This is a genomic window from Halopseudomonas sp., from assembly GCF_036960865.1.
Classification (GTDB): Bacteria; Pseudomonadota; Gammaproteobacteria; order Pseudomonadales; family Pseudomonadaceae; genus Halopseudomonas.
In genome coordinates this window covers 231,885-255,329 of record NZ_JBALWE010000003.1, presented here as the reverse complement: position 1 = coordinate 255,329, position 23,445 = coordinate 231,885, and the positions used below count along the sequence as shown (strand labels likewise).

Annotated in this window: 17 protein-coding genes; 14 read left to right on the top strand and 3 right to left on the bottom strand. The window is 58.1% G+C overall.

The window, feature by feature from the left end; translation table 11 throughout:
• Positions 1-248: 248 nt before the first annotated feature.
• The 5 genes from V7747_RS05720 to V7747_RS05700 are packed head-to-tail and all read left to right on the top strand — an operon-like array spanning position 249 to position 6,404.
• Positions 249-1,805 carry a cytochrome ubiquinol oxidase subunit I gene (locus tag V7747_RS05720; RefSeq protein ID WP_335615092.1) on the top strand — a complete coding sequence of 519 codons (1,557 nt, stop codon included), beginning with the start codon at positions 249-251 and terminating at the stop codon, positions 1,803-1,805.
• On the top strand, positions 1,805-2,944 hold the full coding sequence (cydB, locus tag V7747_RS05715) for a cytochrome d ubiquinol oxidase subunit II (RefSeq protein WP_335615220.1): 1,140 nt from the start codon (positions 1,805-1,807) through the stop codon (positions 2,942-2,944). Before V7747_RS05720 ends, cydB begins: the two co-directional genes overlap by 1 nt.
• Before the next feature lie 10 nt (positions 2,945-2,954).
• Complete coding sequence (gene cydX / locus V7747_RS05710) at positions 2,955-3,068, top strand: cytochrome bd-I oxidase subunit CydX (RefSeq protein ID WP_123890335.1); 114 nt, start codon at positions 2,955-2,957, stop codon at positions 3,066-3,068.
• Positions 3,046-4,764: a thiol reductant ABC exporter subunit CydD gene (gene cydD, locus V7747_RS05705; protein WP_335615091.1), complete on the top strand. Its 1,719-nt coding sequence runs from the start codon at positions 3,046-3,048 to the stop codon at positions 4,762-4,764. Before cydX ends, cydD begins: the two co-directional genes overlap by 23 nt.
• Positions 4,761-6,404 carry an amino acid ABC transporter ATP-binding/permease protein gene (locus V7747_RS05700; protein ID WP_335615090.1) on the top strand — a complete coding sequence of 548 codons (1,644 nt, stop codon included), beginning with the start codon at positions 4,761-4,763 and terminating at the stop codon, positions 6,402-6,404. The genes cydD and V7747_RS05700 overlap by 4 nt, the downstream gene beginning before the upstream one ends.
• A gap of 6 nt (positions 6,405-6,410) precedes the next feature.
• On the opposite strand, the gene V7747_RS05695 is transcribed toward V7747_RS05700, so the two are convergent.
• Together V7747_RS05695 and V7747_RS05690 are read right to left on the bottom strand one after the other, a co-directional pair.
• A complete protein-coding gene (locus V7747_RS05695; RefSeq protein WP_335615219.1) occupies positions 6,411-9,695 on the bottom strand; it encodes a carboxyl transferase domain-containing protein in 3,285 nt (1,094 codons plus the stop codon).
• A 2-nt stretch (positions 9,696-9,697) separates the two neighbouring features.
• The gene (locus tag V7747_RS05690) at positions 9,698-11,392 is read right to left on the bottom strand and encodes an AMP-binding protein (protein WP_335615089.1); all 1,695 of its coding nucleotides are present in this window, start codon (positions 11,390-11,392) and stop codon (positions 9,698-9,700) included.
• Positions 11,393-11,573: 181 nt separating this feature from the next.
• On the opposite strand from V7747_RS05690, the gene V7747_RS05685 reads away from it, so the two are divergent.
• The gene (locus V7747_RS05685) at positions 11,574-12,521 is read left to right on the top strand and encodes a LysR family transcriptional regulator (RefSeq protein WP_335615088.1); all 948 of its coding nucleotides are present in this window, start codon (positions 11,574-11,576) and stop codon (positions 12,519-12,521) included.
• Here the strand turns inward: V7747_RS05685 and V7747_RS05680 are convergent.
• Positions 12,479-14,878, bottom strand: a complete 2,400-nt coding sequence (locus tag V7747_RS05680) for a penicillin-binding protein 1A (protein ID WP_335615087.1) — start codon at positions 14,876-14,878, stop codon at positions 12,479-12,481. The genes V7747_RS05685 and V7747_RS05680 overlap by 43 nt on opposite strands.
• A 184-nt stretch (positions 14,879-15,062) precedes the next feature.
• Between V7747_RS05680 and V7747_RS05675 the strand changes: the two genes are divergently transcribed.
• The 8 genes from V7747_RS05675 to V7747_RS05640 all read left to right on the top strand — a co-directional run bounded on the left by V7747_RS05675 (position 15,063) and on the right by V7747_RS05640 (position 23,347).
• A complete protein-coding gene (locus V7747_RS05675) occupies positions 15,063-16,127 on the top strand; it encodes a pilus assembly protein PilM (protein WP_335615218.1) in 1,065 nt (354 codons plus the stop codon).
• Positions 16,127-16,705: a PilN domain-containing protein gene (locus V7747_RS05670; RefSeq protein WP_335615086.1), complete on the top strand. Its 579-nt coding sequence runs from the start codon at positions 16,127-16,129 to the stop codon at positions 16,703-16,705. The genes V7747_RS05675 and V7747_RS05670 overlap by 1 nt, the downstream gene beginning before the upstream one ends.
• Positions 16,702-17,334: a type 4a pilus biogenesis protein PilO gene (locus V7747_RS05665; RefSeq protein WP_335615085.1), complete on the top strand. Its 633-nt coding sequence runs from the start codon at positions 16,702-16,704 to the stop codon at positions 17,332-17,334. Before V7747_RS05670 ends, V7747_RS05665 begins: the two co-directional genes overlap by 4 nt.
• Positions 17,327-17,851, top strand: a complete 525-nt coding sequence (locus V7747_RS05660) for a pilus assembly protein PilP (RefSeq protein ID WP_335615217.1) — start codon at positions 17,327-17,329, stop codon at positions 17,849-17,851. The genes V7747_RS05665 and V7747_RS05660 overlap by 8 nt, the downstream gene beginning before the upstream one ends.
• Before the next feature lie 56 nt (positions 17,852-17,907).
• Positions 17,908-20,043, top strand: coding sequence for a type IV pilus secretin PilQ (pilQ, locus tag V7747_RS05655; RefSeq protein ID WP_442909186.1), 2,136 nt, complete (start codon positions 17,908-17,910; stop codon positions 20,041-20,043).
• Between the two features lie 5 nt (positions 20,044-20,048).
• Positions 20,049-20,558 (top strand): shikimate kinase AroK, encoded by a 510-nt coding sequence (gene aroK, locus V7747_RS05650; protein WP_335615083.1) that lies wholly within the window; start codon positions 20,049-20,051, stop codon positions 20,556-20,558.
• Positions 20,559-20,714: 156 nt separating this feature from the next.
• Positions 20,715-21,794, top strand: coding sequence for a 3-dehydroquinate synthase (aroB, locus tag V7747_RS05645; protein ID WP_335615216.1), 1,080 nt, complete (start codon positions 20,715-20,717; stop codon positions 21,792-21,794).
• Complete coding sequence (locus tag V7747_RS05640) at positions 21,791-23,347, top strand: SPOR domain-containing protein (protein ID WP_335615082.1); 1,557 nt, start codon at positions 21,791-21,793, stop codon at positions 23,345-23,347. Before aroB ends, V7747_RS05640 begins: the two co-directional genes overlap by 4 nt.
• Positions 23,348-23,445: the final 98 nt, after the last annotated feature.

The following is a 23,445-nucleotide window of genomic DNA, read 5'->3' as shown; positions in this document are numbered from 1 at the left end:
CAATGCGACGGGAGGTCGCATTGGCTCAGCAGTTTATGTTGATGCATGTCAATTTGCCTGTTGCGGGTGCGCCTTAATGTGAGCCAGTACTTAATGTGCAAAGGCTCGCGCGATCGCGCAGAGCCACGGCTGAAAAACAGACACGGTCCTCTTGTTGCCCTGCTGCGGCTTTGCGCCCAGGGCCTGCCTGAGTGCCAGCCTGATCTGACGGCCCTTGCTGATTTTTCCCGCTGCTACGGAGCATGCAGATGGACATTGTTGATCTTTCCAGGATGCAGTTTGCCCTGACTGCCATGATTCACTTTCTGTTCGTACCGCTCACGCTGGGGATGGCGTTTCTGCTGGCGATAATGGAGTCGGTTTATGTGATGACCGGTAAGCAGATATATCGCGACATGACCCAGTTCTGGGGCAAGTTGTTTGGCATCAACTTTGCGCTCGGGGTGACTACAGGCTTGGCGATGGAGTTCCAGTTTGGCACTAACTGGGCCTACTACTCGCACTATGTCGGCGACATCTTCGGCGCGCCACTGGCGATCGAAGCCTTGATGGCGTTCTTTCTTGAATCCACGCTTTTTGGTCTGTTCTTCTTTGGCTGGGAGCGTATGAGCAAGGTCAAGCATCTGGCCGTGACCTGGTTGATGGCGATCGCTACCAACCTGTCGGCACTATGGATACTGATCGCTAACGGCTGGATGCAGTACCCGATCGGCTCCGAATTCAATATTGAAACCATGCGCATGGAAATGACCAGCTTCACTGAAGTGCTGCTGAACCCGGTCGCCCAGGTCAAGTTCGTGCATACCGTTTCTGCCGGTTACGTCACCGGTGCTGTGTTCATGCTGGCCATTTCCAGCTGGTACCTGCTCAAGGGGCGTGATCTACCGTTTGCGCGCCGCAGTTTTGCCATTGCATCGGCGTTTGGCTTGGCCGGTGTGCTGTCGGTCATCGTCCTGGGTGACGAGTCAGGCTATGAGGTCGGTGAGGTACAGCAAGTAAAGCTGGCCGCAATCGAGGCGGAGTGGGAAACCCAGGAAGCGCCTGCTGCCTTTACCCTGTTTGGCTTGCCTAACGAAGAGTCGCAGCACACCGATTATGCGGTCAAGATTCCTGCGGTACTGGGCTTGATTGCTACTCGCTCGCTGGACGAGCAGGTGCCCGGCCTGCGTGAGATAAAAGAGAACAACCTGAAGCGAATCGTGCGGGGGCAGCAAGCCTACGATTTGATGCAGCGTATTCGGGCCGGCGATAAATCCGCGGCCACACGGGAGGCCTTCAACGCGGTGCGCGATGATCTGGGGTTCGGTCTGCTGCTCAGTGGTTATACCGACGATGTGCTGAACGCCAGCCCGGAAGAAATCGCGGCAGCAGTAGAGGCGACTGTGCCGAAGGTCTGGCCGCTGTTCTGGAGTTTCCGTGTAATGGTGGGTTGCGGGGTGCTGATGCTGCTGCTGTTTGCCTGCGCCTTCTGGCACAGCGCGCGGCGCACGCCGGATAAACCCAAGTGGCTGCTCAAGTTCGCCCTGTTCAGCCTGCCGCTGCCCTGGATTGCCTGTGAAACCGGCTGGTTTGTTGCCGAATACGGCCGCCAGCCCTGGGCCATTGGTGAAATTCTGCCAACCCATTTGGCGGTGTCGAGTCTGTCGGTTAGCGAGGTGTGGTTCACGCTGATTTCCATCGCCGTGCTGTACACCATCTTCGTGATTATCGAGGTGTGGCTGATGACCAAATATGCACGCAAGGGGCCGTCCAGCCTGCATACCGGTCGTTATGACCTTGAAACCACCCATGCACAGGAGGCTTGATCATGGATTACGAAGCGCTGCGGTTTATCTGGTGGTTGCTGATTGGCGTGTTGCTGATTGGCTTTTCAGTCACCGACGGGTTCGATATGGGCGTAGCGTCACTGCTCAAGGTTGTGGGCAACAACAACGATGAGCGCCGCGTCATGATCAATACCATTGCCCCGCATTGGGATGGTAATCAGGTCTGGCTGGTGACGGCCGGCGGCGCGCTATTCGCCGCGTGGCCGCCGGTCTACGCTGCGTCATTCAGCGGCTTCTATCTGGCCATGATGCTGACGCTGTTTGCGTTATTCCTGCGCCCGCTCGCGTTGGAGTATCGCTCCAAGATCGACAATGAACAGTGGCGTAGCCGCTGGGACTGGCTGCTGACGCTGGGTTCTGCTGTGCCGGCACTGATCTTCGGTGTCGCTTTCGGCAACCTGTTACAGGGCGTGCCCTTTCAGTTCGATAATCTGTTGCGGCTGGATTACACCGGTAATCTGCTGGGCTTGCTCAACCCCTTCGCACTGTTGGCTGGCGTGCTCAGCCTGCTGATGTTCGTCAATCACGGTGCAGCCTATCTGCAGCTCAAAAGCGAAGGGCAAATCAAGGCGCGCAGCGAGCGCATCGCCAGCCTGCTGTCGCTGACTTGTGCCGTACTCTTTGTTCTCGGCGGCATCTGGTTGTGGCTGGGAGTCGACGGCTATCAGGTGGTGAGTGTGATTGATACCAACGGTGCCAACCATACAACCGACAAGGTAGTGGAGGTGGTATCGGGCGCCTGGTTCCACAATTATGGCAAGCAACCGCTGCTGTGGCTGGTGCCGGCGCTGGGTGTTATCGGCTTCGTACTCTGCTCGCTGTTCAGTCGGCTGGCATGGCACGTGTCGGCCTTTATCAGCTCCGCGCTGGCAATGGCGATGGTGCTGGTTACTACTGGCATCAGCATGTTCCCGTTCGTCATGCCTTCATCCTTGGTGCCTAACCACAGTTTGACCATGTGGGACGCCACCGCCAGTGAAACCACGTTGTCGATCATGTTTGTGGTGGCTTGTGTGTTTGTGCCACTGATTCTGGCTTACACCGCCTGGGGTTACTTTGTGATGCGCGGCCGCCTGAATGAACAGCAGATTCGCGACAACACTCACAGCATGTATTAAGGAGAACGCAATGTGGTATTTCGCTTGGATTCTGGGTGTGTTGCTGGCGTCTTCTTTCGCTATCGTCAACGCCATGTGGTTGGAACTCAACGGCTACGTGGGTGAAGAAGATCAGACCGACTGAGGCCTCTCGCGGCGGCGCACAGCACTGGCTTCGTCAGGTGCTGGCGCCGCACAAGCCACTGCTGAACGCTGCGCTGGTGCTGGGCTATCTCTCGGCCTTACTGCTGGTGTGGCAAAGCTGGTTGCTGGCGCTATTGTTCTCCGATTGGCTAGTGGCGTGGCAGCAGCTAGGCGCCGCCGCGCTGAACCTTAGTCTGTTGCACGATCTGCTGCCCTGGTTGCTGCTGTGTCTGCTGCTACGCCCGCTGTTGCAGTATGGCCGCGAACGGCTCTGTCAGCAGGCCAGCCTGCGAGCGCGTAGCGGACTGCGTGAACAGTTGTTGGCACAGTTGGCGGCGCTGGGGCCAGGAAGGCAGGCGCTGGGCGCCGATGCCGTGCTGGGTAGCCGCCTGCTGGAGCAGGTTGATGCGCTGGATGGTTATATCAGCCGCTATCACGTGCAGCGCTATCTGGTGGTGTTGGTGCCGCTTACGCTGCTGCTCTGCATTTTCTATTACAGCCCACTGGCGGGTAGCCTGATGCTGGTGACGGCACCGCTGGTGCCGCTTTTTATGGTTTTGTTGGGTAAGGCGGCCGCCGCTGCCAGCCAGAAGCAATTTGTTGCCCTGGCGCGTATGAGTGGCCGCTTTATGGATTTGTTGCGTGGCTTGAAGACGCTTCAGCATCTGCAGGCGGTACCGCAAGCCGAGGCTGAGGTGGCCCAGGCAGCAGAGCATTACCGAGCCGGCACCATGAGTGTGTTGCGTATGGCTTTTTTGTCTGGCGCGGTGCTGGAGTTCTTTTCGGCGCTGGCGATTGCGCTGGTGGCGCTTTATTTGGGGCTCGGGCTACTGGGTATATTGCCCTGGGCAAAGGGCAGTATTCCGGTGCCCTACCAGGGCGCTTTGTTCATTCTGTTGCTGGCGCCCGAGTTTTATAACCCGTTGCGTCAGTTGGGCTCGGACTATCACGCCAAGGCAGAAGCCGAGGCCGCACTGACCGAGCTAATGCCACTGCTTGAGTTGCAGGTTTGGCAGCATCCGGGGCAGCAGCCTTTGCGGTTGAGCGCGGCGCCGGCAATCGCGTTTTATCGGCTTGAAATACCTCAGCGCCTGGCACCTTTCGACTTGCAGCTGGCGGCGGGTGAGCGAGTAATACTGCAGGGCGCCAGCGGCAGCGGCAAGTCCAGCCTGCTGCAGGCCTTGCTCGGTTTTCTACCCTACGATGGTGAGATTCGCATCAATCAGCAGTCGCTGCTGACACTGCGGCGCGCAGATTGGCATCAACAGCTCGGCTACCTGTCACAGCAGCCACAACTTCTGCATGGCAATCTGGCAGACAATCTGCGTCTGGCGGCCCCGGACGCGAGCGATGCGCAATTGGTCGCGGTGCTGGATCAGGTCGCCCTTTGGCCGCTGATCCGCCAGCTACCCTTGCAGCTACAAACGCCCTTGGGTGAGCGTGGGCTGGGTTTGTCGGGTGGTCAGCTGAGCCGATTGGCACTGGCGCAGCTGTTGCTGCGTGACACACCGGTCTGGCTGCTGGACGAACCTACGGCGCACCTTGATCCGCAAACAGCTGCGCATATCAACGCGTTGCTTGAGCGCCTCAGTCAGGGGCGCACTGTGCTGTTGGTCAGTCATGACCTGTGTGGCCTGGCGTGGGCTGACCGGGTCGTTAGCCTGGATGCGCCCAGCGTAACGCAGGTGACAGCATGAATCGGAAACTGCACTCGATTCGGCTGCGCGGCTTGTTGCGTAGTCGTATGGGTGAGTGGAATCTGGCGCTGTTTCTGGGGGCCTGCACCCTGTTTGCTGCCATCTCGTTGCTGGCAATATCCGGCTGGTTTATCAGCGCGGCAGCACTGGCGGGTTTGACCACCACAGCGGCTTACGGCTTTGACTATTTTCGGCCGGCGGCACTGATTCGCCTGTGCGCCATTGTGCGCACAGGTGGACGCTACGCCGAGCGGCTGGCATCGCACCACGCAGCACTCGGCTTGCTAAAGGATTTGCGCATCAGCCTGTTCGCCCGTGTCGCGGGGCGCGGTCACAGCGCAGTGACCCGCTCCAGCAGCGCTATGCATCGTCTGGTAGCGGATATTGATCTGCTTGACTTCTTTCCCCTGCGGGTGGTCGCGCCCTGGTTCTGGGCGTCGCTGTTGACCGCGGTGTTGCTGGGTGGCTGTTATCTATTGTCGCCCTTGCTGGCGTTGGCAGCGCTGCCGGGTCTGCTCTTGGCCTGGTTGCTGTTGCCCTTGCTGGCGGGGCGGCACGCTGCGCGACTGGCACGCGCCGACGTCGGTCTCGCCGAGCAAAGGCGCATTCTGTTGCTGGATAATCTGCAGATGCTGACCCCGCTGCTGCTCTGGCAGCGTTGGTCGGCACGTCAGGCTATGTTTGCGGGTGAAGATCAACGCTTCAGCGCGCAGCGCCTGCGACAGCAGCAATGGGGCAGCCTGATTGCTGCGGGGCAACAGCTTGGCTTGTCCTTGAGCCTGCTGGGTTTGCTCTGGCAAGGCGGCTTGCTGGTGCAGGCTGGCGAGCTTGGTTTGCCGTTGTTGTTGGCGGCGGTGCTGGGGCTGTTGGGCTTGACGGAGGTGCTGTTGCCGCTGGCGCAGAGTTTTATTGCATTGGGGTTGAGCCAGGCCGCGCGCGACCGGCTGAACCAGTTGACCATCGAGCCTGCCAGGCAGACAGAGCAGGGCGCGGCGGCGCTGACTGAATTGCGCAGCTTGAGCCTGAGTGGTTTGAGCGCACGACGCGAGGGAGCGCTGAGCGGTCCGCAGCAGGTTGATCTGCAGCTGAAGACGGGCGACTTACTCTTGCTCAGCGGCCCCTCCGGTTGCGGCAAATCTACCCTGCTGGATGTGCTGGCCGGCGAACCGCTGGCCTATAGTGGCGAGCGCTTGTTGAACGGCAAGGCATACGAGCACTGGCAATGGCGCTCAGTGATTGGCTATTTGCCGCAGCAGCTGGACATATTCGATATGACGCTGGCGGAAAACCTGCGCTTGGGGCAGCCAGCGGCCACGGAGCAGCAGCTCTGGGCAGTACTGGAAGATGTTGCACTGGTGGAGTGGGCGCGTGCTCGGCCAGCGCAACTGAATACCACGCTGGGTGAGTATGGCGCGCAGGTCTCCGGCGGGCAGGCGCGGCGCATTGCGCTAGCCCGACTGCTGCTCGCGCAGCGTCCGTTGTTGTTGCTGGATGAGCCCTTTGCCGGCCTGGATGCCGCTACCCGCGAGCAGGTACTGGCCGCGCTGTTGCGGCGCCAGGCGAGCGGTATGCTGGTGATTGTCAGCCATCAACCGCTGGAGCTGGAACAGGCTCAGCGGCTGCAGCTGACAATGAACTAAGCCGCCCTACCAGGTATCCACGAACGGTCGAGTGCCCTTGCGGCGTGATTCGGCAGGTGCGGCGTTGAGGCCGCGCAACAGCCAGTCACGCGTCTCCAGCGGATCAATCACGGCGTCTATTTCCAGGAAGCTGGCCATGCTGATGCCCTTGCCGCGGGCGTACAGCTCGGCCACCATCTTGTCGAAAAACGCCTGCTGCTCAGCCGGGTCTTCCAGCGCTGCCAGCTCCTTGGCGTAACCCAGGCGCACCGCACCCTCCAAGCCCATGGCGCCAAACTCGCTGCTCGGCCAGCCGATGGTAAACAGCGGCGCATGGAAGCTGCCGGCGGCCATCGCCTGTGCGCCCAGACCGTAGCCCTTGCGCAAAACTACAGTGAAGAAAGGAATGCTCAGGCTGGCGGCGGTGACGAACATGCGCGAGACATGCCGTACTGTGGCCTGCTGCTCGGCGTCCGGCCCGACCATGAAGCCGGGGGTGTCGCACAGCGAGACCATCGGCAGTCCGTGCGCCTGGCACAGCTGCATAAAGCGCGCAGCCTTATCGCCGGCCACCGCATCAATGGCGCCGCCCAGATGCATGGGGTTGTTGGCGATCAGGCCGAAGGCCTTGCCTTCGATACGGATCAGGGCGGTAATCAGCCCCGGCGCGAACTGTCGACGAAGCTCCAGTACCGAGCCGGCATCGGCCAGTTTCTCGATCACTTGGCGAATATCGTATACGCGCAAGCGGTTTTCCGGGATCAGGTGGCGCAGTTCGCGCTGATCTGCGCACTCCCAACTGGGCAGGTCGCCCTGAAAATACGACAGATACTGCTTGGCCACCTGCGTGGCAGCCGCCTCGTCCGCTACCACCACATCGATGACGCCGTTGGGTCCCTGCATGCTGACCGGGCCGACCTGCTCGGGGGTAAAGCGGCCCAGGCCGCCACCCTCAATCATCGCCGGGCCGGCCATGCCGATGGTGGCATTCTCGGTGGCGATGATCACGTCACAGCACCCGAGCAGTGCGGCGTTGCCGGCAAAGCAGCGCCCGGAGACCACACCCACGGTTGGCACCATGCCCGACAGGCGCGCCATGCGCATGAAGGTGGTGCAATCCAGGCCAGCCACGCCGACCTTGTCGATATCGCCGGGCCGGCCGCCACCGCCCTCGGTGAAGAACACTAGCGGCAGCTGCCATTGCTCGGCCAGCTCCAGCATGCGGTCAGTTTTCTTGTGATTGGTCACACCCTGGGTTCCAGCGAACACCGTGTAGTCGTAGGACAGCGCCATGCAGCGTGCGGCTTCGGCGCCAAACTGCGCGGCGTTGATGGTGCCAATGCCGGTAATCAGGCCGTCGGCCGGACTCATTGCCAGCAGTTCAGCATGGGTACGGCGGGTGCGCTGGGCCGCCAGGGCAAAGCCGCCGTACTCCATGAAGCTGCCGTCGTCCAAGAGGTCTGCCAGGTTTTCCCGCGCGGTGCGCTGGCCAGTCTTGCGCCGTTTGGCCACCGCCGTAGGGCGGCGTTCGTCGGTAAGGTCGGCCTGGCGCTCCAGCACTTCGCGCAGGTCGGCGCGGATGTAATCCAGATCAATGGCTTCTTCGCTCAACTGCTCGTCGGCTGTGACTTCGGCAGGCTCTATATAAAGCAGGGCGCTGCCTTCAAACAGGGCCGCGCCTGGCGCGACTGCGAGGGCGCGCACGATGCCACTCTGCTCGGCCTTGACCACAAACTCCATCTTCATCGCTTCAAGCACCGCGATTTGCTGGCCGGCGGCCACGGCATCGCCGATCGTCACATCCAGGCTGACTAGCACGCCCTGCACGGGTGAGTTGACTGGCTCGGTGCCCGCTGGTGCGGCTATACCGTCTTGCTGCGCGGCGGCCGAGGTTTTGCCGGCACTGAAGTAGCGATGAGGATGCGCGTTGGTGTGGCCGGCGGTGAGCTCAGCTGCCCGCGCCTCAATGAAGCCGGTGCTGACGTCGTTGCTCTGCACCGCGGCATGTTGCAGCAGGTTTTGCAGGAATAGCAGATTGTTGCTGACGCCTTCCAGGCGAAACTCGCAGAGCGCGCGATAGGCTCGGCGCAGCACGCCGGCGTAGTCGTCCTCGGCCTGCACAATGAGTTTGGCGATCAGCGAGTCAAAGCGCGGGCTGGTGGTGTAACCGCTGTAGCCGTAACCATCGACGCGCACGCCCGGGCCGCTGGGCGGCTCGTAGGCGCTCAGGGTGCCGCCAGCGGGGCGTGCGCTGCCATCATTGGTCATGCTCTCAAGGTTGATGCGCAGTTGTACGGCAAAGCCTTTGGCGGTCGGGATCTGCGCCTGCTGCAGCCCCAGTTCCTCGAGGCTGGCACCAGCGGCCAGGCGAATCTGGGTTTGTGCCAGATCGATGCCGGTGACGGTTTCGGTGACTGTGTGCTCTACCTGAATACGCGGGTTGGCCTCCATGAAGACGAAGTCGCCGGCGTCTTCGTCCAGCAGAAACTCGACGGTGCACAGGCCGCGATAGCCAACCGCCTGAGTCAGCGTCTTGGCAGCGCGCAGCAGCTGCTCGCGGACACTAGCGTCGAGTGAGGGGGCGGGGGCGATTTCCAGCAGCTTCTGGTTGCGCCGCTGCAGGGTGCAGTCGCGCTCCCACAGGTGGCTGATCTCGTTGCCATCGCCGATGATCTGTACTTCGATGTGCCTAGCGCGGGTGATCAGGCGCTCGATATACAGGGCGTCGTTGCCAAACGCACTTTTCGCTTCCGAACTGCAGCGGGCAAAGGCGTCGTCCAGCTCATCGAGGTTCCGTACCGCACGCATGCCCCGTCCGCCACCACCGGCTAACGCCTTGAGCATGACGGCGCCGCCGTCGCCGAGTGACTGCATGAAGCTGCGAGCCTGCGCCAGCGTAGTAGGCTCGTTAGTGCCCTGCACCAGGGGCACGCCCTGCTGCAGGGCTAGCCGCCGCGCGCTGGCCTTGTCGCCAAAGGTCTCGAGCACCTCTGGCGCTGGGCCGATGAAGGTGATGCCCGCGGTCTGGCAACGCCGGGCGAATTCAGCGTTTTCACTGAGGAATCCGTAGCCGGGATGAATGGCATCGCAGCCCTGACTCTGGGCAATGGCAATCAACTGATCCATATCCAGATAGGCGGCGGCACCCTGGCCCTGTAGCGCCATGGCCTGGTCGGCGCGGCGCACGTGCAGTGACTCGGCATCGTCTTCGGCATAGACCGCGACGCTGGCAATGTTCATCTCCGCCAGGGCGCGGGCGAGACGAATGGCGATTTCGCCGCGGTTGGCGATCAGTACGCTGTTGAATGGCATGCTTAGTTGATCCAATCCTGTAGTTCCTGTTTTTTGACCTTGCCGGTGGCGGTCATCGGCAGCGTGTTGACCAGCCGGATTTCCGGCACCTTGAAAGTCGCCATGGCAGATTTGCACCAGTCGCGCAGGCTGTCGGCGGTGGCTTGGCTGCCTGGCTTGCAGATGATAAAGGCCAGCGGCAGCTGTCCGCGCTGCGCATCCGGCCGGCCGATGACCGCCGAGGCGAGAATGTCCGGGTGTTGGCCGAGCATAGCTTCCAGCTCGCTAGGGAACACACTCATGCCATTGACCTTGAGCATTTCCTTGCGCCGGCCCAGATAGCGGATGAACCCCTGTTCGGTGATCACCCCGCTGTCGCCGGTGTGCAGCCAGCCGTCACGCAACGCCTCGGCGCTGGCCTCCGGCTTGTTCCAATAGCCCTTGAGCAGGGAGGGCGTGCGTACGCAGAGCTCGCCCTCGCTGCCCAGGGGGAGTAGCTCGCCACTGACGAAATCGCATACCTTGAATTCGGTGCCGGGCACCGGCAGGCCGACGAAGGTAGGCGCGGATTTGAGGTCGAAATCATCGTTCTGCAGCCCGGCGGTAAAGGTATCGCAGGTGTGGGTTTCGGTCATGCCGAAGCTGGTTTCAAACAGCGTGCAGCCGGTCAGTGCGCGCCAGCGTTGTCGGTACTCGGGCGTCAGTTTCTTGATGAAGGAGACGCAGCTGGTGGTCTGCAGCGAGCTGAAATCGAAATGGCTGACCTCTGGATGGTCGAGTACCTCGGAGGCGCTGTCGACCAGCAGGCCGGTTTGCTTGACGCGGTAATGCTGCACTGCACTCATAAAGGTCAGGGCATCCCAGCGCGCGAGCAACACCAGAGTAGTGCCGGCAAACACGGGGTAGAGCAGGCCGGCGTTCTCGCCGGCGATCCAGAACTCGGGCATGAAGTTGAGGCTGATACGCTCCGGGTCCAACCCCAGTGCCACGGGCAGGAAGCTGGCGCAGGTATAGAGCATGTCGCCGTGGGTATGAATGCAGCCCTTGGGCAGACCGGTGGTGCCGCCGGTGTAGTTGAGGGCGGCGACATCATCGAGCTGCAGCTCCGGCAGGTTTTCAGCAGGCGCCAGATACTGCAGCGCCGGCAGCAGATCGAGACTGTCGGTAATCGGCAGCTTGGGGGCTTGCAGCAGGTCGGGGACGGGTATCGGCGGTGCAGCAGGGCAGAGTTCGGACAGGCTGGTGCTAATCACGATCTGCAGGCCAGTCTCGGCTTTGACTTCGCGTACTACCGGCAGCAACTGGTCGAAACAGACAATGGCGTTGGCGCCACAGTCGTTGAGCTGATAGCTCAGCTCCATGCCCTTGGCCATCGGGCTGACCGGGGCGTGTATGGCACCCGCTTTGAGAATGCCATAGAAGGCGATATGCAGCTGAGGGCAGTTGGGCATGAACACCGCGATGCGGTCGCCGGGCTTGATGCCTTGCTGATAGAGCAGCGCCGCAAAGCGATTACTCAGGTCGTCGAGTTCGGCGTAGCTGAGCTGGTGGCCATAGAAATGAATGGCGACTTTTTCTGGCTGAACCTTGGCCCAGTGCTGCAGATAGCGCGTCAGTGGTTGCTCGCCCAGCGGGTAGACTGGCACCCTCGGCGCGCCGTTCGGCCACGCGGCCTGTTGCAATGCGTGCAGCGTTGCCAGGTACTCGGATTCCTGCATGCCCTAGTCCTCTTTTGTGCTCATTCATTGTTGATGTTGTAGAGCGCAGCTTAGGCTGCTATGGCGCGGGCATGAAGCGAAGGTTATTCATCTATAATCATGATTCTTGCTCATGGTTGTCTGTGAAGGCGGATTTAAGGCGGGTATGTTGTGCTTTGGCGCCGCCATAAGGCTTTTTTGTATGAATGAAATGAATGGTTTGCCATCGGCTTCCCGCATGGACTTGAACCTCTTTCGGGTATTCGAGGTGGTGTTCAAGGAGCGCAACTTGACCCGCGCTGCGGCGATACTGCATGTCAGTCAGTCTGCGGTAAGCCACTCCCTGGCGCGTCTGCGAGAGCATTTTGCTGACCCACTGTTTGTACGCGAAGGGCGTGGGGTGACGCCGACGGTTCTGGCGCAAAGGCTGGCGCCGATCATCAGCGACAGCTTGGCGCGCCTGCAACGCAGCCTGGAAGGGTTACATGATTTTGATCCGCAGCGAGATGAGCGCACCTTCACTCTGAGCCTGCCCGAGCAGCTCGAGCTAGTGCTGCTGCCGCCCTTGATCGCCCATCTGCGTCACTATGCTCCTCGGTGCAAGGTGCGTACGGCAGGTTTGCGTTGGTCGGAGCTGAAGCTGGAAATGGCCGCTGGGCGTATCGATGTTGCGGTACAGATCGCGCGCCCGGTGGAGGGCAGCTTGCGGCAGATGCAGCTGCTCTCAGAGCCATTGTGCGTGGTGGCGGGGCCGAGCTTTACAGGCGAATTGACCACCGAGCGTTATCTGCAGGCGCAGCACATCGCAGTGGCTTCATGGCGGCGCGGCTTGTGTTACGAGGATCTGGCGCTAGGGCATATGGGGCTGATGCGCAGAGTGGTGCAGCAGTGCCAGAATTACCAGGCTGCCAGCCTGGTGGTGGCGCAGAGTGATCTGCTGCTGACCATGTCGCGGCGACACGCCGAGCTGGTCAATGCGGCGTTGGGTAACCGGCTACTGGAGCTGCCGGTGCCGTTACCCTCGATCGGACTCAACCTGTATTGGCATGAGTCCGCCGAGCATGATCCGGTCAACCGCTGGTTGCGACAGCAGCTGTGCACGCTGGCTCAGAACAGCTCCAGTGGCGTAACCGCGCCCTCACTGTCGTAACCACCCAGTTCCAGCTCGCTGTACGGGGGCGGTGCGTCTTCCTGCTTGAAGATCTCCATGAAAGCGTTGCTGCTGCCGGGCGGGGCGCTGCGCCCGGTTTCCGGGTCAATTCGCGCGGTCAGCAAGCCTTCGGGCATGCGCTGTTCTTCGTCAGGCACGCCCTCCAGCGCGGGCCCCATGAAGTTCATCCAGACGGGCAACGCGGCTGTGCCTCCGAACTCTCGGCGACCCAATGTGCTTGGTTGGTCGAAGCCAACCCAGGCGGTGGCGACCAGCCCCGGATTGAAGCCGGAAAACCAGGCGTCTTTCTGATCGTTGGTAGTGCCGGTCTTACCAGCCAGGTCTTTACGCTGCAGCGCCCGTGCGCGCACGGCGGTGCCGCGACGAATTACATCCCGTAGCATGCTGTTGAGCTGATAAATAGTGCGGGGATCTACTACCCGCTCGGCTTTCTGCACCTGCGGTAGAGGGCCGTCCGGCTGACGCAGGTAATAGGCATCCAGCCTTGCTTGTTCCTGCTCCATCTGCGCCGGCGTCACCGCTGGGCGGGAGTAGTCCACCAGCTGCGCGTAGCGGTTCTCGATACGGTCAATCAGATAAGGTTTGACTGCGTAGCCGCCGTTGGCAAAGGTGGTGTAGCCCTGCGCAATCTGCATTGGCGTCAGTTCCGACGTGCCCAGCGCCGCAGACAGGTGTCGTGGCAGTTCGGAGCGGGCAAAGCCGAAGCGTTCGATGTAGGTCATCGCATGATCGACGCCGATATCCTGCAGTAGGCGGATGGAGACCAGGTTGCGTGAGCGGTAAAGGGCTTCGCGCAGGCGTATGGGGCCGAGGAAGTCGCCGCCCGAATTTTGCGGTCGCCAGATCGAGTCGAGGTAGTCATCGACAAACACCAGCGGCGCATCATTGACCAGGCTGGCGGGAGTGTAGCCATTGTCCAGCGCGGCGCAGTAAAGGAAGGGTTTGAAGCTTGAGCCCGGCTGTCGCCGAGCTTGAGTTGCGCGGTTGTAATTGCTTTCAACAAATGAAAAGCCGCCAATCAGTGCTTTGATGCTGCCGTCCTGTGGGCCAAGAACGACCAGCGCGCTTTGCGCTTTGGGTAGTTGTGAGAGGCGGTACTGGTTGTCGCCCTCGGCCGGGCTGACCCGAATGACATCGCCGGGCTTCAGCACGTCTGCCGGTTTGCTCGGGCGCGGCCCCATGCTGTTGGCGCTAAGATAGGGACGTGCCCACTTCATGTCATCCCAGCCAATGGTGCCTGGCGGGTCGCGGCGAAACAGCAGTTCTACGCTATCTGAGTGAACAGCCGTTACCAGCGCAGGTTCCAGGCCACCGAGACTCTGGTACTTTTTCAGCAGGCTGGCGCCCTGTTCCAGAGTAATATCCGGGTTGCGCGCTTCGGGGCCGCGATAGCCATGGCGTTGATCATAGTCCTGCAAGCCGCTGCGCAGCGCCTGATTGGCCAGTTTCTGCATGTCGCTGCTCACGGTGGTATACACGTTGAAGCCTTGGGTATAAGCCTTTTCGCCGTAGCGCTCGACCATCTCAAGGCGCGCCATCTCGGCTATGTAAGGTGCCTCCATCTCCGGGTTTGCGCCGTGATTGCGAGCGGTAATCGGGGTGGCAACGGCCTCCTCGTAACTGGCTTGGTCGATATAGCCCAGGTTCACCATGCGCTGCAGAATCCAGTCACGGCGCAGCTTGGTGCGTTCAGGGTTGGCAATAGGGTTGTAGCGTGAGGGCGCTTTGGGTAGGCCTGCGATCATAGCTAGATCGGCCAGCGGCAGTTCGCTGATGGATTTGCCGTAATAAACCTGCGCGGCAGCTTCAATCCCATACGCACGGTTGCCGAGATAGATCTTGTTGACGTACAGCTCAAAGATCTCCTGCTTGCTCAGGTTGCGCTCTATCTGCAAGGCGAGCAGTATTTCGTTCAGCTTGCGGGAAAATACGCGTTTGCTGGAGAGGAAGTAGTTCTTGGCAACCTGCATGGTAATGGTGCTGCCGCCGGTTTGAATGTGTCCGGTTTGCACCAGCTCAGCTGCGGCACGCACCAGGCTCGTAGGGTCGACGCCGTGATGGCTTAGAAAGTTGTCATCCTCGGCCGCGAGCAGTGCGTGGACGAAGGTGGTAGGCACCTCGTCATACGTTATAGGGAAACGCCGCATCTCACCAAACTCTGCAATCAGTTTATTATCTGTGCTATATATCCGCAGTGGGGTTTGCAATTCGACATCGCGCAGGGTTTCAACATCTGGTAAAGCGGGGCTAAGATAGAGTGCGACCCCACTCAGCACCAATACAGGGGTGCAAGCCAGCGCTAAAAGGGACCAGAAGAGAAATTTTAATAAACGCATAAGGGATGCGGAATTCCCTGAATAATTAGAAAGTTAGCAGTATTGCTGCTCTTGAAGGGTGTAGCAGTCTGCATTATAAGCGTATTTTTTTTGATTTAGCTATTTGCGCTTGTACAAGGACTGTTATTTAATGTAGGAAAACATAAACCGTCCGTAAGTGTCGGATGCTGATAGGAAATTGGCTGTGCTAGGGCTCCTCAAGAAAAAAGCGAATACGCTGCTGGGTATCGATATCAGCTCCACCACTGTGAAGCTGTTAGAGCTCAGTCGCTCCGGTAACCGCTATAAGGTCGAAGCCTATGCGGTTGAACCTTTGCCACCCGGTGCGGTGGTCGAGAAAAACATCGTCGAGCTCGAGGGTGTCGGCCAGGCTTTGGAGAAAGTCCTGGCGCGCTCACGAACGCCTCTGAAACAGGCTGCTGTCGCGGTAGCCGGATCGGCTGTCATTACCAAAACCATCGAAATGGATGCCGGGCTTGACCCGGATGAGATGGAAGAGCAAATCAAGCTCGAAGCCGATCAGTACATTCCTTATCCGCTTGATGAAGTCGCCATCGACTTCGAAGTCCAAGGTGTCTCCCCCCGCAATGCCGAGCGCGAAGAGGTTCTGCTGGCTGCGTGTCGACGTGAGAATGTCGATATCCGCGAAGCAGCTCTAGCGCTCGCCGGGCTTACCGCGAAAGTAGTCGAGGTTGAGGCCTATGCAATGGAGCGGGCATGTGATCTGGTCGTGCATCAGCTTGACGACGGCAATGATGCGCTGACCATCGCGGTCATTGATATCGGCGCCACGATGATGACCCTCAACGTGCTCAGCCAAGGCCGCATCATTTATACCCGCGAACAGCTCTTTGGTGGTAAGCAACTGACCGACGAGATACAGCGTCGCTACGGTTTGTCGCAGGAAGAAGCTGGTTTGGCCAAGAAGCAGGGCGGTTTGCCCGACGACTTTGAAAGCGAAGTGCTGGGGCCCTTCAAGGACGCGGTAGTTCAGCAAGTATCGCGTTCGCTGCAATTCTTCTTCGCGGGCGGTCAATACAACGATGTTGACTATATTCTGCTTGCAGGTGGTACCGCATCTATCCCTGGCCTAGACCAACTGGTGCAGCAGAAGATCGGCACGACTACCTTGGTTGCCAACCCTTTCGCAAACATGACCCTGTCGAACAAGGTTGATGCGGTAGCGCTCAGTAATGACGCACCGGCATTGATGATTGCGTGTGGTCTGGCAATGAGGAGTTTTGACTAATGGCTCGCATTAACCTGTTGCCTTGGCGCGAGCAGCTAAGGGAAGAAAGAAAAAAGGAATTCTTGACCATTCTGGCACTGGTTGTTGTGTTTGCCGGCGCGCTGGTATTTCTCGGCGATCGCCATCTGAATGGAAAAATTGATCATCAGAACGCCCGTAATGCCTTCCTGCAAAAAGAAATCACATTGCTGGAGGCGCGTATCAGAGAGATTGAGCAGTTGCAGGCGCGGCGCACGCAGTTGCTGGATCGTATGAAGATCATCCAGGACCTACAGGGCAATCGCCCAATCATCGTCAGGGTGTTTGATGAGCTGACCAGGACGTTGCCGGATGGCGTTTATTTCACTTCGGTGTCGATGAAAAACGGTAGTCTCAGTATTGCTGGTGGGGCGGAGTCCAATAGCAGGGTCTCTAAGCTGATGCGTCAAATGGATGCTTCAAACTGGTTAATGGCACCTAATCTGACGGCAGTTAAAGCTGTTACCTCCGGTGCGCTGGATCAAGCCAATGTTTTCGAGCTGACAGTTAAGCAAACGGATCCGCGCGCTAAAGCTGCAGAGGGAGAGCCGCAGCCATGAGTTTTTCGCAATCAATGGAAAGTCTGAAGAAGGTCGACCTCAACGATCTGGACTTCAATAATATAGGGTCTTGGCCCGGGGCACTAAAAGTAATCGTCTGCGCACTCGTGTTGGGTGTGCTTTTGGGGCTGGGGTACCAATTTCACTTAAAAGATCTTCAAATCAGCTTGGAGCGGGTGGAAGCTCAAGAAGTTGCTTTGCGCAAAGAATTTGAGGATAAATCATTTCGCGCCGCGAATCTTGAGGACTACCGCGCACAGTTAGCGGAAATTGAGGAACGATTCAGCGGTCTGCTCAAACAGCTGCCAAAAGATAGTGAAGTTCCCGGCCTGCTAGAAGATATAACCCAGATGGGCTTGAATAGCGGTTTGGAATTCGAGTCCATTACGCTGAGCCCTGAAGTGGCCAAGCAGTTCTATGTAGAACTGCCTATAGATATCGTGGTGCGAGGCAGTTACCACGACCTGGCTACCTTCGTAAGCAGTGTGGCTGGCCTGCCCAGGATTGTGACACTAAATGACTTCACTATCCGACCTGCAGGCGAGAGCAATCCGGACTTGTTGGTGATGAATATTGTCGCGAAGACCTATCGTTATAACGATGTCGGGGAGGGTAGCAGTGATGAATAAGCATTTGTCTGCCCTGGCTGTTTTGACTGTTTTCGGGCTAGTAGGGTGTGGTGGGAATGAATTTGCTGATCTCCAGCGCTTTATGGATGAAACTCGGGCGAAGCCATCGGGAAAAATAGAACCGTTACCGCGTTTTGAACCTTACGAAGCCTTTACTTATAGCGCTGCATCGCTAAGAAGCCCATTCCAACCACCAATTCGGGTTGACCTTGACCAGCGTAAGCGTGGTTCTCAGGATATCAAACCTGATGAAAACCGCGTTAAGCAGTTTCTTGAAGGCTTTAACATTGAAAGCTTCGAAATGGTAGGAACACTTAGCAACAACAATGGTATGCAGGCCCTGATTCAAGGCGCAGGTAGCGTTCACAGGGTGAGAATTGGTGACTATCTGGGGCGTAACTACGGACGTATCACTGGTATACAGGAAAACCGTGTGGATGTAGTTGAGATCGTGCCGGATGGTGAAGGGGGTTGGTTGGAGCGACCGCGAACTCTTAGCTTACCTGAGCGCGGATAGGTCAACCAGGGAGAGATAACATGAACTGCAAACAGTCACGCGTGGAACGCAATCAAATGCCTCTAACCAGAAAAATGTCGCTAGCTGCCCTGATGCTGCTAGCCAGTCCAATATCTATAGCCACAGATTTGCAAAAAATGGATGTGGCAACCTTGCCAGGCGATCGGGTCGAGTTAAAGTTGACTTTTGACGAGCCTGTTAGTGGCTCCCCGAAAGGATATACCATTGATGAACCTGCGCGCATCGCCTTGGATTTGCCCGGTGTGGAGAACAAGCTAGGTGAGCGCAACCGAGAGCTAGGCTTGGGCAACGCGCGTAGCGTCACTGTAGTAGAAGCAAATGATCGGACTCGATTGATTATCAATCTCACCAATATCGCGCCTTATACGACGCGGGCTGACGGCAATAGCCTTTTTGTATTGGTCGGCGATACCCCTACGAGCGTCTCGAGCTCCGTCGCGGAGCCAGCTACCGTGACTACAAGCAGTAGCTGGCGAGCCGAGTCCGAGCCTGCTGTGTCTGCAGCTGCTGTCTCAGGGCGAGCCATCAGTAGCCTAGACTTTCAGCGCGGTACGCAAGGTGAGGGAAATGTTATTGTCGATTTGACGGACCCGTCTATCCGCGTAGATGTTGAAGAGCAGGGTGGGCGCATTAGGCTCAATTTTCCTAATACTCGTTTGCCAGACGAGTTGCGGGTTCAGTTGGATGTTAAGGATTTTGCAACCCCGGTCAATTTCATCAACGCGTCCGGTGATAGTAATAACGCTACCATCGTCATTGAGCCCACTGGTCAGTATGAGCATCTGGTTTACCAGACAGATAATCGCTTGACTGTGAGCTTTAAGCCGCTTACCCGCGCAGAAGCTGAACAACGCAGAGCGGACTCCTTCACTTATTCTGGTGAGAAGCTATCTCTAAACTTTCAGGATATTGAAGTGCGCTCGGTACTGCAGCTGATTGCTGACTTCACGGATTTGAACCTGGTTGCGAGTGACACTGTTCAGGGAAGCATCACCCTCCGTTTGCAGAATGTACCTTGGGATCAGGCATTGGATTTGGTACTTAAAACCAAGGGTCTAGACAAACGCCAAGTGGGCAACGTACTTCTAGTGGCTCCTGCGGACGAGATCGCCGCCCGTGAACGACAGGAGTTGGAGTCTCAAAAGCAGATATCCGAACTTGCGCCGCTTCGTCGTGAATTGATTCAGGTTAATTATGCAAACGCCGCTGATATTGCGGAATTATTCCGCTCGGTCACTGCTGCAACGGGCGAGGCGGAGAGGGGCTCGTTAACTGTAGATGCGCGTACGAATAGTATCATTGCGTTGGAGACCCAAGATAAGCTGGATGAGCTTCGTCGTATCGTAACCCAGCTTGACATTCCAGTACGCCAAGTGATGATTGAGGCAAGGATTGTTGAGGCGAACGTAGGTTTTGATAAGGCTCTCGGAGTTCGCTGGGGCGGAAGCGTGGATTTGGGAAGCAGGTTTACCGCATTCGGTAAGGATACAGAGACTTCTATTGGGGAAGCGCCAGATTTCTTGCCGGACGGCACTAGTACTGGCGGGTATTACGGTATTGCAGAGCGAGAAGCTAACTCTCCGTTTGTAGATATGGGTGTGCTTGGCGCCACCTCTGGGATTGGAATTGGTTTCATCACCGATAATACTATCCTCGATTTGCAGCTCTCGGCGATGGAGAATACGGGTAACGGTGAAATCATATCCCAGCCGAAGGTTGTCACTTCCGACAAAGAAACGGCGAAAATCTTGAAAGGCTCTGAAATTCCTTACCAAGAGGCCAGCTCAAGCGGCGCTACAACAACTGCCTTTGCTGAAGCAGTTCTTTCGTTGGAAGTCACTCCTCAAATTACTCCTGATAGCCAGGTCATTATGGAAGTCGTCGTCACTAAGGATGAGGCCGACTTTACCCAGCAAGTGAACGGCGTGCCGACCATAAGAAAGAACGAGGTGAATGCTAAAATTTTGGTTGGTGACGGTGAAACCATTGTTATCGGGGGTGTCTTTTCCAGTGAGACACAGAGTTCTCAGGAGAAGGTCCCATTTTTGGGCGACCTCCCAGTGCTAGGGCGAGCTTTCCGCCGTGATGTCACCAACGAAAGTAAAAACGAACTACTAATCTTCCTGACTCCCCGCATCATCAATAACGGTGCGATTACCCTTGCTCGGTAATTCGCTTGAATAACGTTTTCCTGGTGGGCCCGATGGGTGCTGGCAAGAGCACCATCGGGCGTCTTCTTGCGAAAGAGCTCAAATACCCTTTCAAGGACTCCGATCGAGAGATCGAGGTGCGGACCGGCGCGGATATTCCTTGGATATTCGACGTTGAAGGCGAAGAGGGGTTTCGTCAGCGCGAAGAGGCGATGATAGCTGAGCTGGTTCAGGAGCGGGGAATCGTTCTGGCGACCGGTGGCGGCGTGGTCATGCGGGCTTCAAATCGCACGGCTCTGGCGGGTAACGGGCTAGTAGTTTATTTGCGCACTAGCGTGGATCAACAGCTGCAACGCACTGCCAAAGACCGTCAGCGGCCCTTGCTACAAACCAGTGACCCTGAGCGAGTTTTGCGGGACCTGATGGCCAAGCGTGATCCTTTGTATTTGGAAATCGCTGATCTGGTAATCGAAACGGACCAACGTGGCCCCAAGACGGTGGTTAACACCATAATCGCTAAGTTGCAGGAAGCCTGAGCTTTTTGCGAAGCTGTAGCCGCTTCAATACTCCCTTCTTGTTACCCTCCCTTTACGTCTGCCAGCCCGCAACGCGTGTGGCGCTTTTGAATGGTCTCCATATCCGCATTCCGGCGGGATGTTGTATGCTTTGCGGATATTACAGGGAGAAGCTGGATGCAGTGTCTGAATGTCGATCTTGGTGATCGTGGTTACCCTATCTATATTGGTGCCGGTTTGCTTGAAGGGCCTGATTTGCTTACCCCTCACATCGCTGGAAAGCGCGTCTGCATCGTTACAGATGACACGGTTGCCCCCTTGTATCTCCCTATGTTGGAGGCAGCGCTGGCGGCCTACCAGATAACGCGTGTTGTGCTACCCACCGGTGAGGCTTTCAAGAACTGGGCCACGCTGCAGCAGATTTTCGATGCGCTGTTACGCGACAGGCACGACCGCAGAACGACGCTCATTGCCTTGGGTGGCGGTGTGATTGGCGACATGACGGGCTTTGCTGCTGCCTGCTATCAGCGCGGGGTCAGTTTCATTCAGATCCCTACTACCCTGCTGTCGCAGGTTGACTCTTCAGTCGGAGGAAAAACGGGCATCAATCACCCTGCGGGTAAAAATATGATTGGTGCGTTCTATCAGCCGCAAGCCGTGTTGATTGATACCACTAGTTTGAGAACCCTTCCCGAGCGTGAGATCAGCGCGGGCTTGGCGGAGATCATCAAGTACGGGTTGATCCGCGATGCAGATTTTTTGGATTGGCTTGAACGTAACATGGTGGGGCTGCGAGCGCTGGACTCAGCGCTGGTTACCGAGGCGATCATGCGTTCATGTGCCATCAAGGCCGAAGTGGTGGCAGCGGATGAGCGTGAAGGTGGTGTAAGGGCGATTCTTAATCTGGGTCACACCTTTGGTCATGCCATCGAAACGCACGAAGGCTATGGATGCTGGCTGCATGGCGAGGCGGTTGGGGCTGGCATGGTAATGGCGCTGGATCTGTCTGCGCGCATGGGCTGGATTGACCCCGAGCAGTTGGCGCGTGGCCGTAGGATTATCGCTGCTGCTGGTTTGCCCGTGGCACCGCCTGAAGGCATGACCGAGGACGATTTTCGACGCTTGATGGCAGTGGATAAAAAGGTGCTTGATGGACAGTTACGGCTGGTGCTTTTAAGGGCGTGGGGCGAGGCTACCGTAACGGCTGACTTTGATACTGAAGCGTTATCCGCCTGTCTGGCTGAGACGCAGTCATGACGTCACACAGGGAAGAGGCTTTTAACTCTATGAGCAATACTGATCGGCTGCTTGATTACTACCAGTTTAGTCACGATCCGTTCGCGGCAAGAACACCTGGTTTCAAGTTTTTCACGCCCAAGCGCAAGCCGGTTCTGGCTGAGTTGCACCACTTGGCTCGCTATAGCAATCAGCTTTTGGTGGTCACGGGCCCTGAGGGAAGTGGTAAGACACTATTGCGCCAAGCCTTGGTTGCGAGCAGCAACAAGGACGCGGTGCAGTGTGTGGTGCTCTCTGCGCGAGAGTTTTCCGCAGAGGACGCGCTACTGAGCTATATCTGCCAAGCAGTGAACGCAGAAGGGCGCGAAGTGGGTAGTTTGTTGCAGAAAGCGCAAGCAAGTGAAGCGGTCGGTATTCAGCTTTATCTGGTCGTGGATGATGCTCAGGCGCTGGAATTGTCTGCACTGACTATGCTCGCAGAAATCGCAGAGGCGGGGACGCATGCCCCGCGAGTCTTTTTGTTTGGTGATGACCTTCAATTGCAGCCTCTGCTGGCTCCACTTCAGTCTGCCGGCGAAGGGGCGGTCCTGCATTCTGTTGCATTGCAGCCATTGGATTTGGCTGAAACGCGCGAGTATCTCGGCCAGCGCCTTGAGGGCGCTGGGCAGGGAATCGAGTTGCTGGCTGATGAGCAAATTGACCTCATACATCAGCGTTCGCAGGGGTGGCCCGGGAAGATAAATAACATTGCCAGGCAAGTCATGCTCGACGCGATGGAGTATGCGCCCGTGGCTGCTGCCGAGCGTGCGAGCCGTGGAGGGTTTCCGCTGCGAACGGTGGCTGCATTGGCGTTGATCGCGGTTGGTGTTGGCGCTGCATGGTATATGGGCGACAAGCCGCAAGAGCCGGAAACCACGGTGTTGGCGCTACCTGAGCCGATCCCTGAAGTGCGCCTCAGTGGCGACCAAGTGGTTGAGCCTACCCCTGCTCCTGAAGCGCCTTTGCCTGCCGGACCTGTTAGCACCGGCAGGACGCCTGATGCTGATACTGGAGCAGGGATTGAGGAGCAAGAGTTGGCGCCGGAGATTGCAGCAACCCAGGGTGATGCGGGGGATCAGCCTGTGCCGACGAAGACCGCTGTGGCGACGGCAGAACAGCCGGAGGCTCCTCCGGCAGCAGTGGCTGAGCCGGTGAAGGCTGAGGAGCCGCCTGCGCCAGCCGAGAAGCCTTTAGCGAATCCATTGCCGGAGCCGAATACCGCCAAGGTCGGGGCAACGGCAGCAGCGCATCAGGCTGACTGGTATCGGCGGCAGTCAGCTGACCGTTATACCGTCCAGTTACTGGGAACTCGTTCCGAGCAAGCGGCAATTGCCTTTGTCGCTAAGCACGGAGAGGTCAAGGACATAGGCTACTTTGAGACGATACATCAGGGAGCGCCCTGGTTTGTGGTCACCCAGGGTAGCTATGGTGGTCGTCAGGCTGCGCAGTCCGGCGTAGCAGCATTGCCTGAAAGTCTGCGCAACAGTAAGCCTTGGCCACGAAGCTTCGGTGATATCCAGAGGTCTCTACGCTAAGTGGGGCTTGCCGGCGGGCACCCGCCCGCCGGCAGTTTAACGCTATAAAAGGCGTGGATGCGGCCCTCGATTAGGGCTATAGTGAAGCGCAAAGTTTC

Coding starts and splice junctions, on each gene's coding strand:
- V7747_RS05665 (WP_335615085.1), top strand. CDS start 16,702: ATGAGTTTTTCGCAATCAATGGAAAGTCTGAAGAAGGTCGACCTCAAC.
- V7747_RS05680 (WP_335615087.1), bottom strand. CDS start 14,878: ATGCGTTTATTAAAATTTCTCTTCTGGTCCCTTTTAGCGCTGGCTTGC.
- V7747_RS05640 (WP_335615082.1), top strand. CDS start 21,791: ATGACGTCACACAGGGAAGAGGCTTTTAACTCTATGAGCAATACTGAT.
- V7747_RS05695 (WP_335615219.1), bottom strand. CDS start 9,695: ATGCCATTCAACAGCGTACTGATCGCCAACCGCGGCGAAATCGCCATT.
- V7747_RS05690 (WP_335615089.1), bottom strand. CDS start 11,392: ATGCAGGAATCCGAGTACCTGGCAACGCTGCACGCATTGCAACAGGCC.
- aroB (WP_335615216.1), top strand. CDS start 20,715: ATGCAGTGTCTGAATGTCGATCTTGGTGATCGTGGTTACCCTATCTAT.
- V7747_RS05685 (WP_335615088.1), top strand. CDS start 11,574: ATGAATGAAATGAATGGTTTGCCATCGGCTTCCCGCATGGACTTGAAC.
- V7747_RS05700 (WP_335615090.1), top strand. CDS start 4,761: ATGAATCGGAAACTGCACTCGATTCGGCTGCGCGGCTTGTTGCGTAGT.
- pilQ (WP_442909186.1), top strand. CDS start 17,908: ATGCCTCTAACCAGAAAAATGTCGCTAGCTGCCCTGATGCTGCTAGCC.
- V7747_RS05720 (WP_335615092.1), top strand. CDS start 249: ATGGACATTGTTGATCTTTCCAGGATGCAGTTTGCCCTGACTGCCATG.
- V7747_RS05670 (WP_335615086.1), top strand. CDS start 16,127: ATGGCTCGCATTAACCTGTTGCCTTGGCGCGAGCAGCTAAGGGAAGAA.
- V7747_RS05660 (WP_335615217.1), top strand. CDS start 17,327: ATGAATAAGCATTTGTCTGCCCTGGCTGTTTTGACTGTTTTCGGGCTA.
- cydX (WP_123890335.1), top strand. CDS start 2,955: ATGTGGTATTTCGCTTGGATTCTGGGTGTGTTGCTGGCGTCTTCTTTC.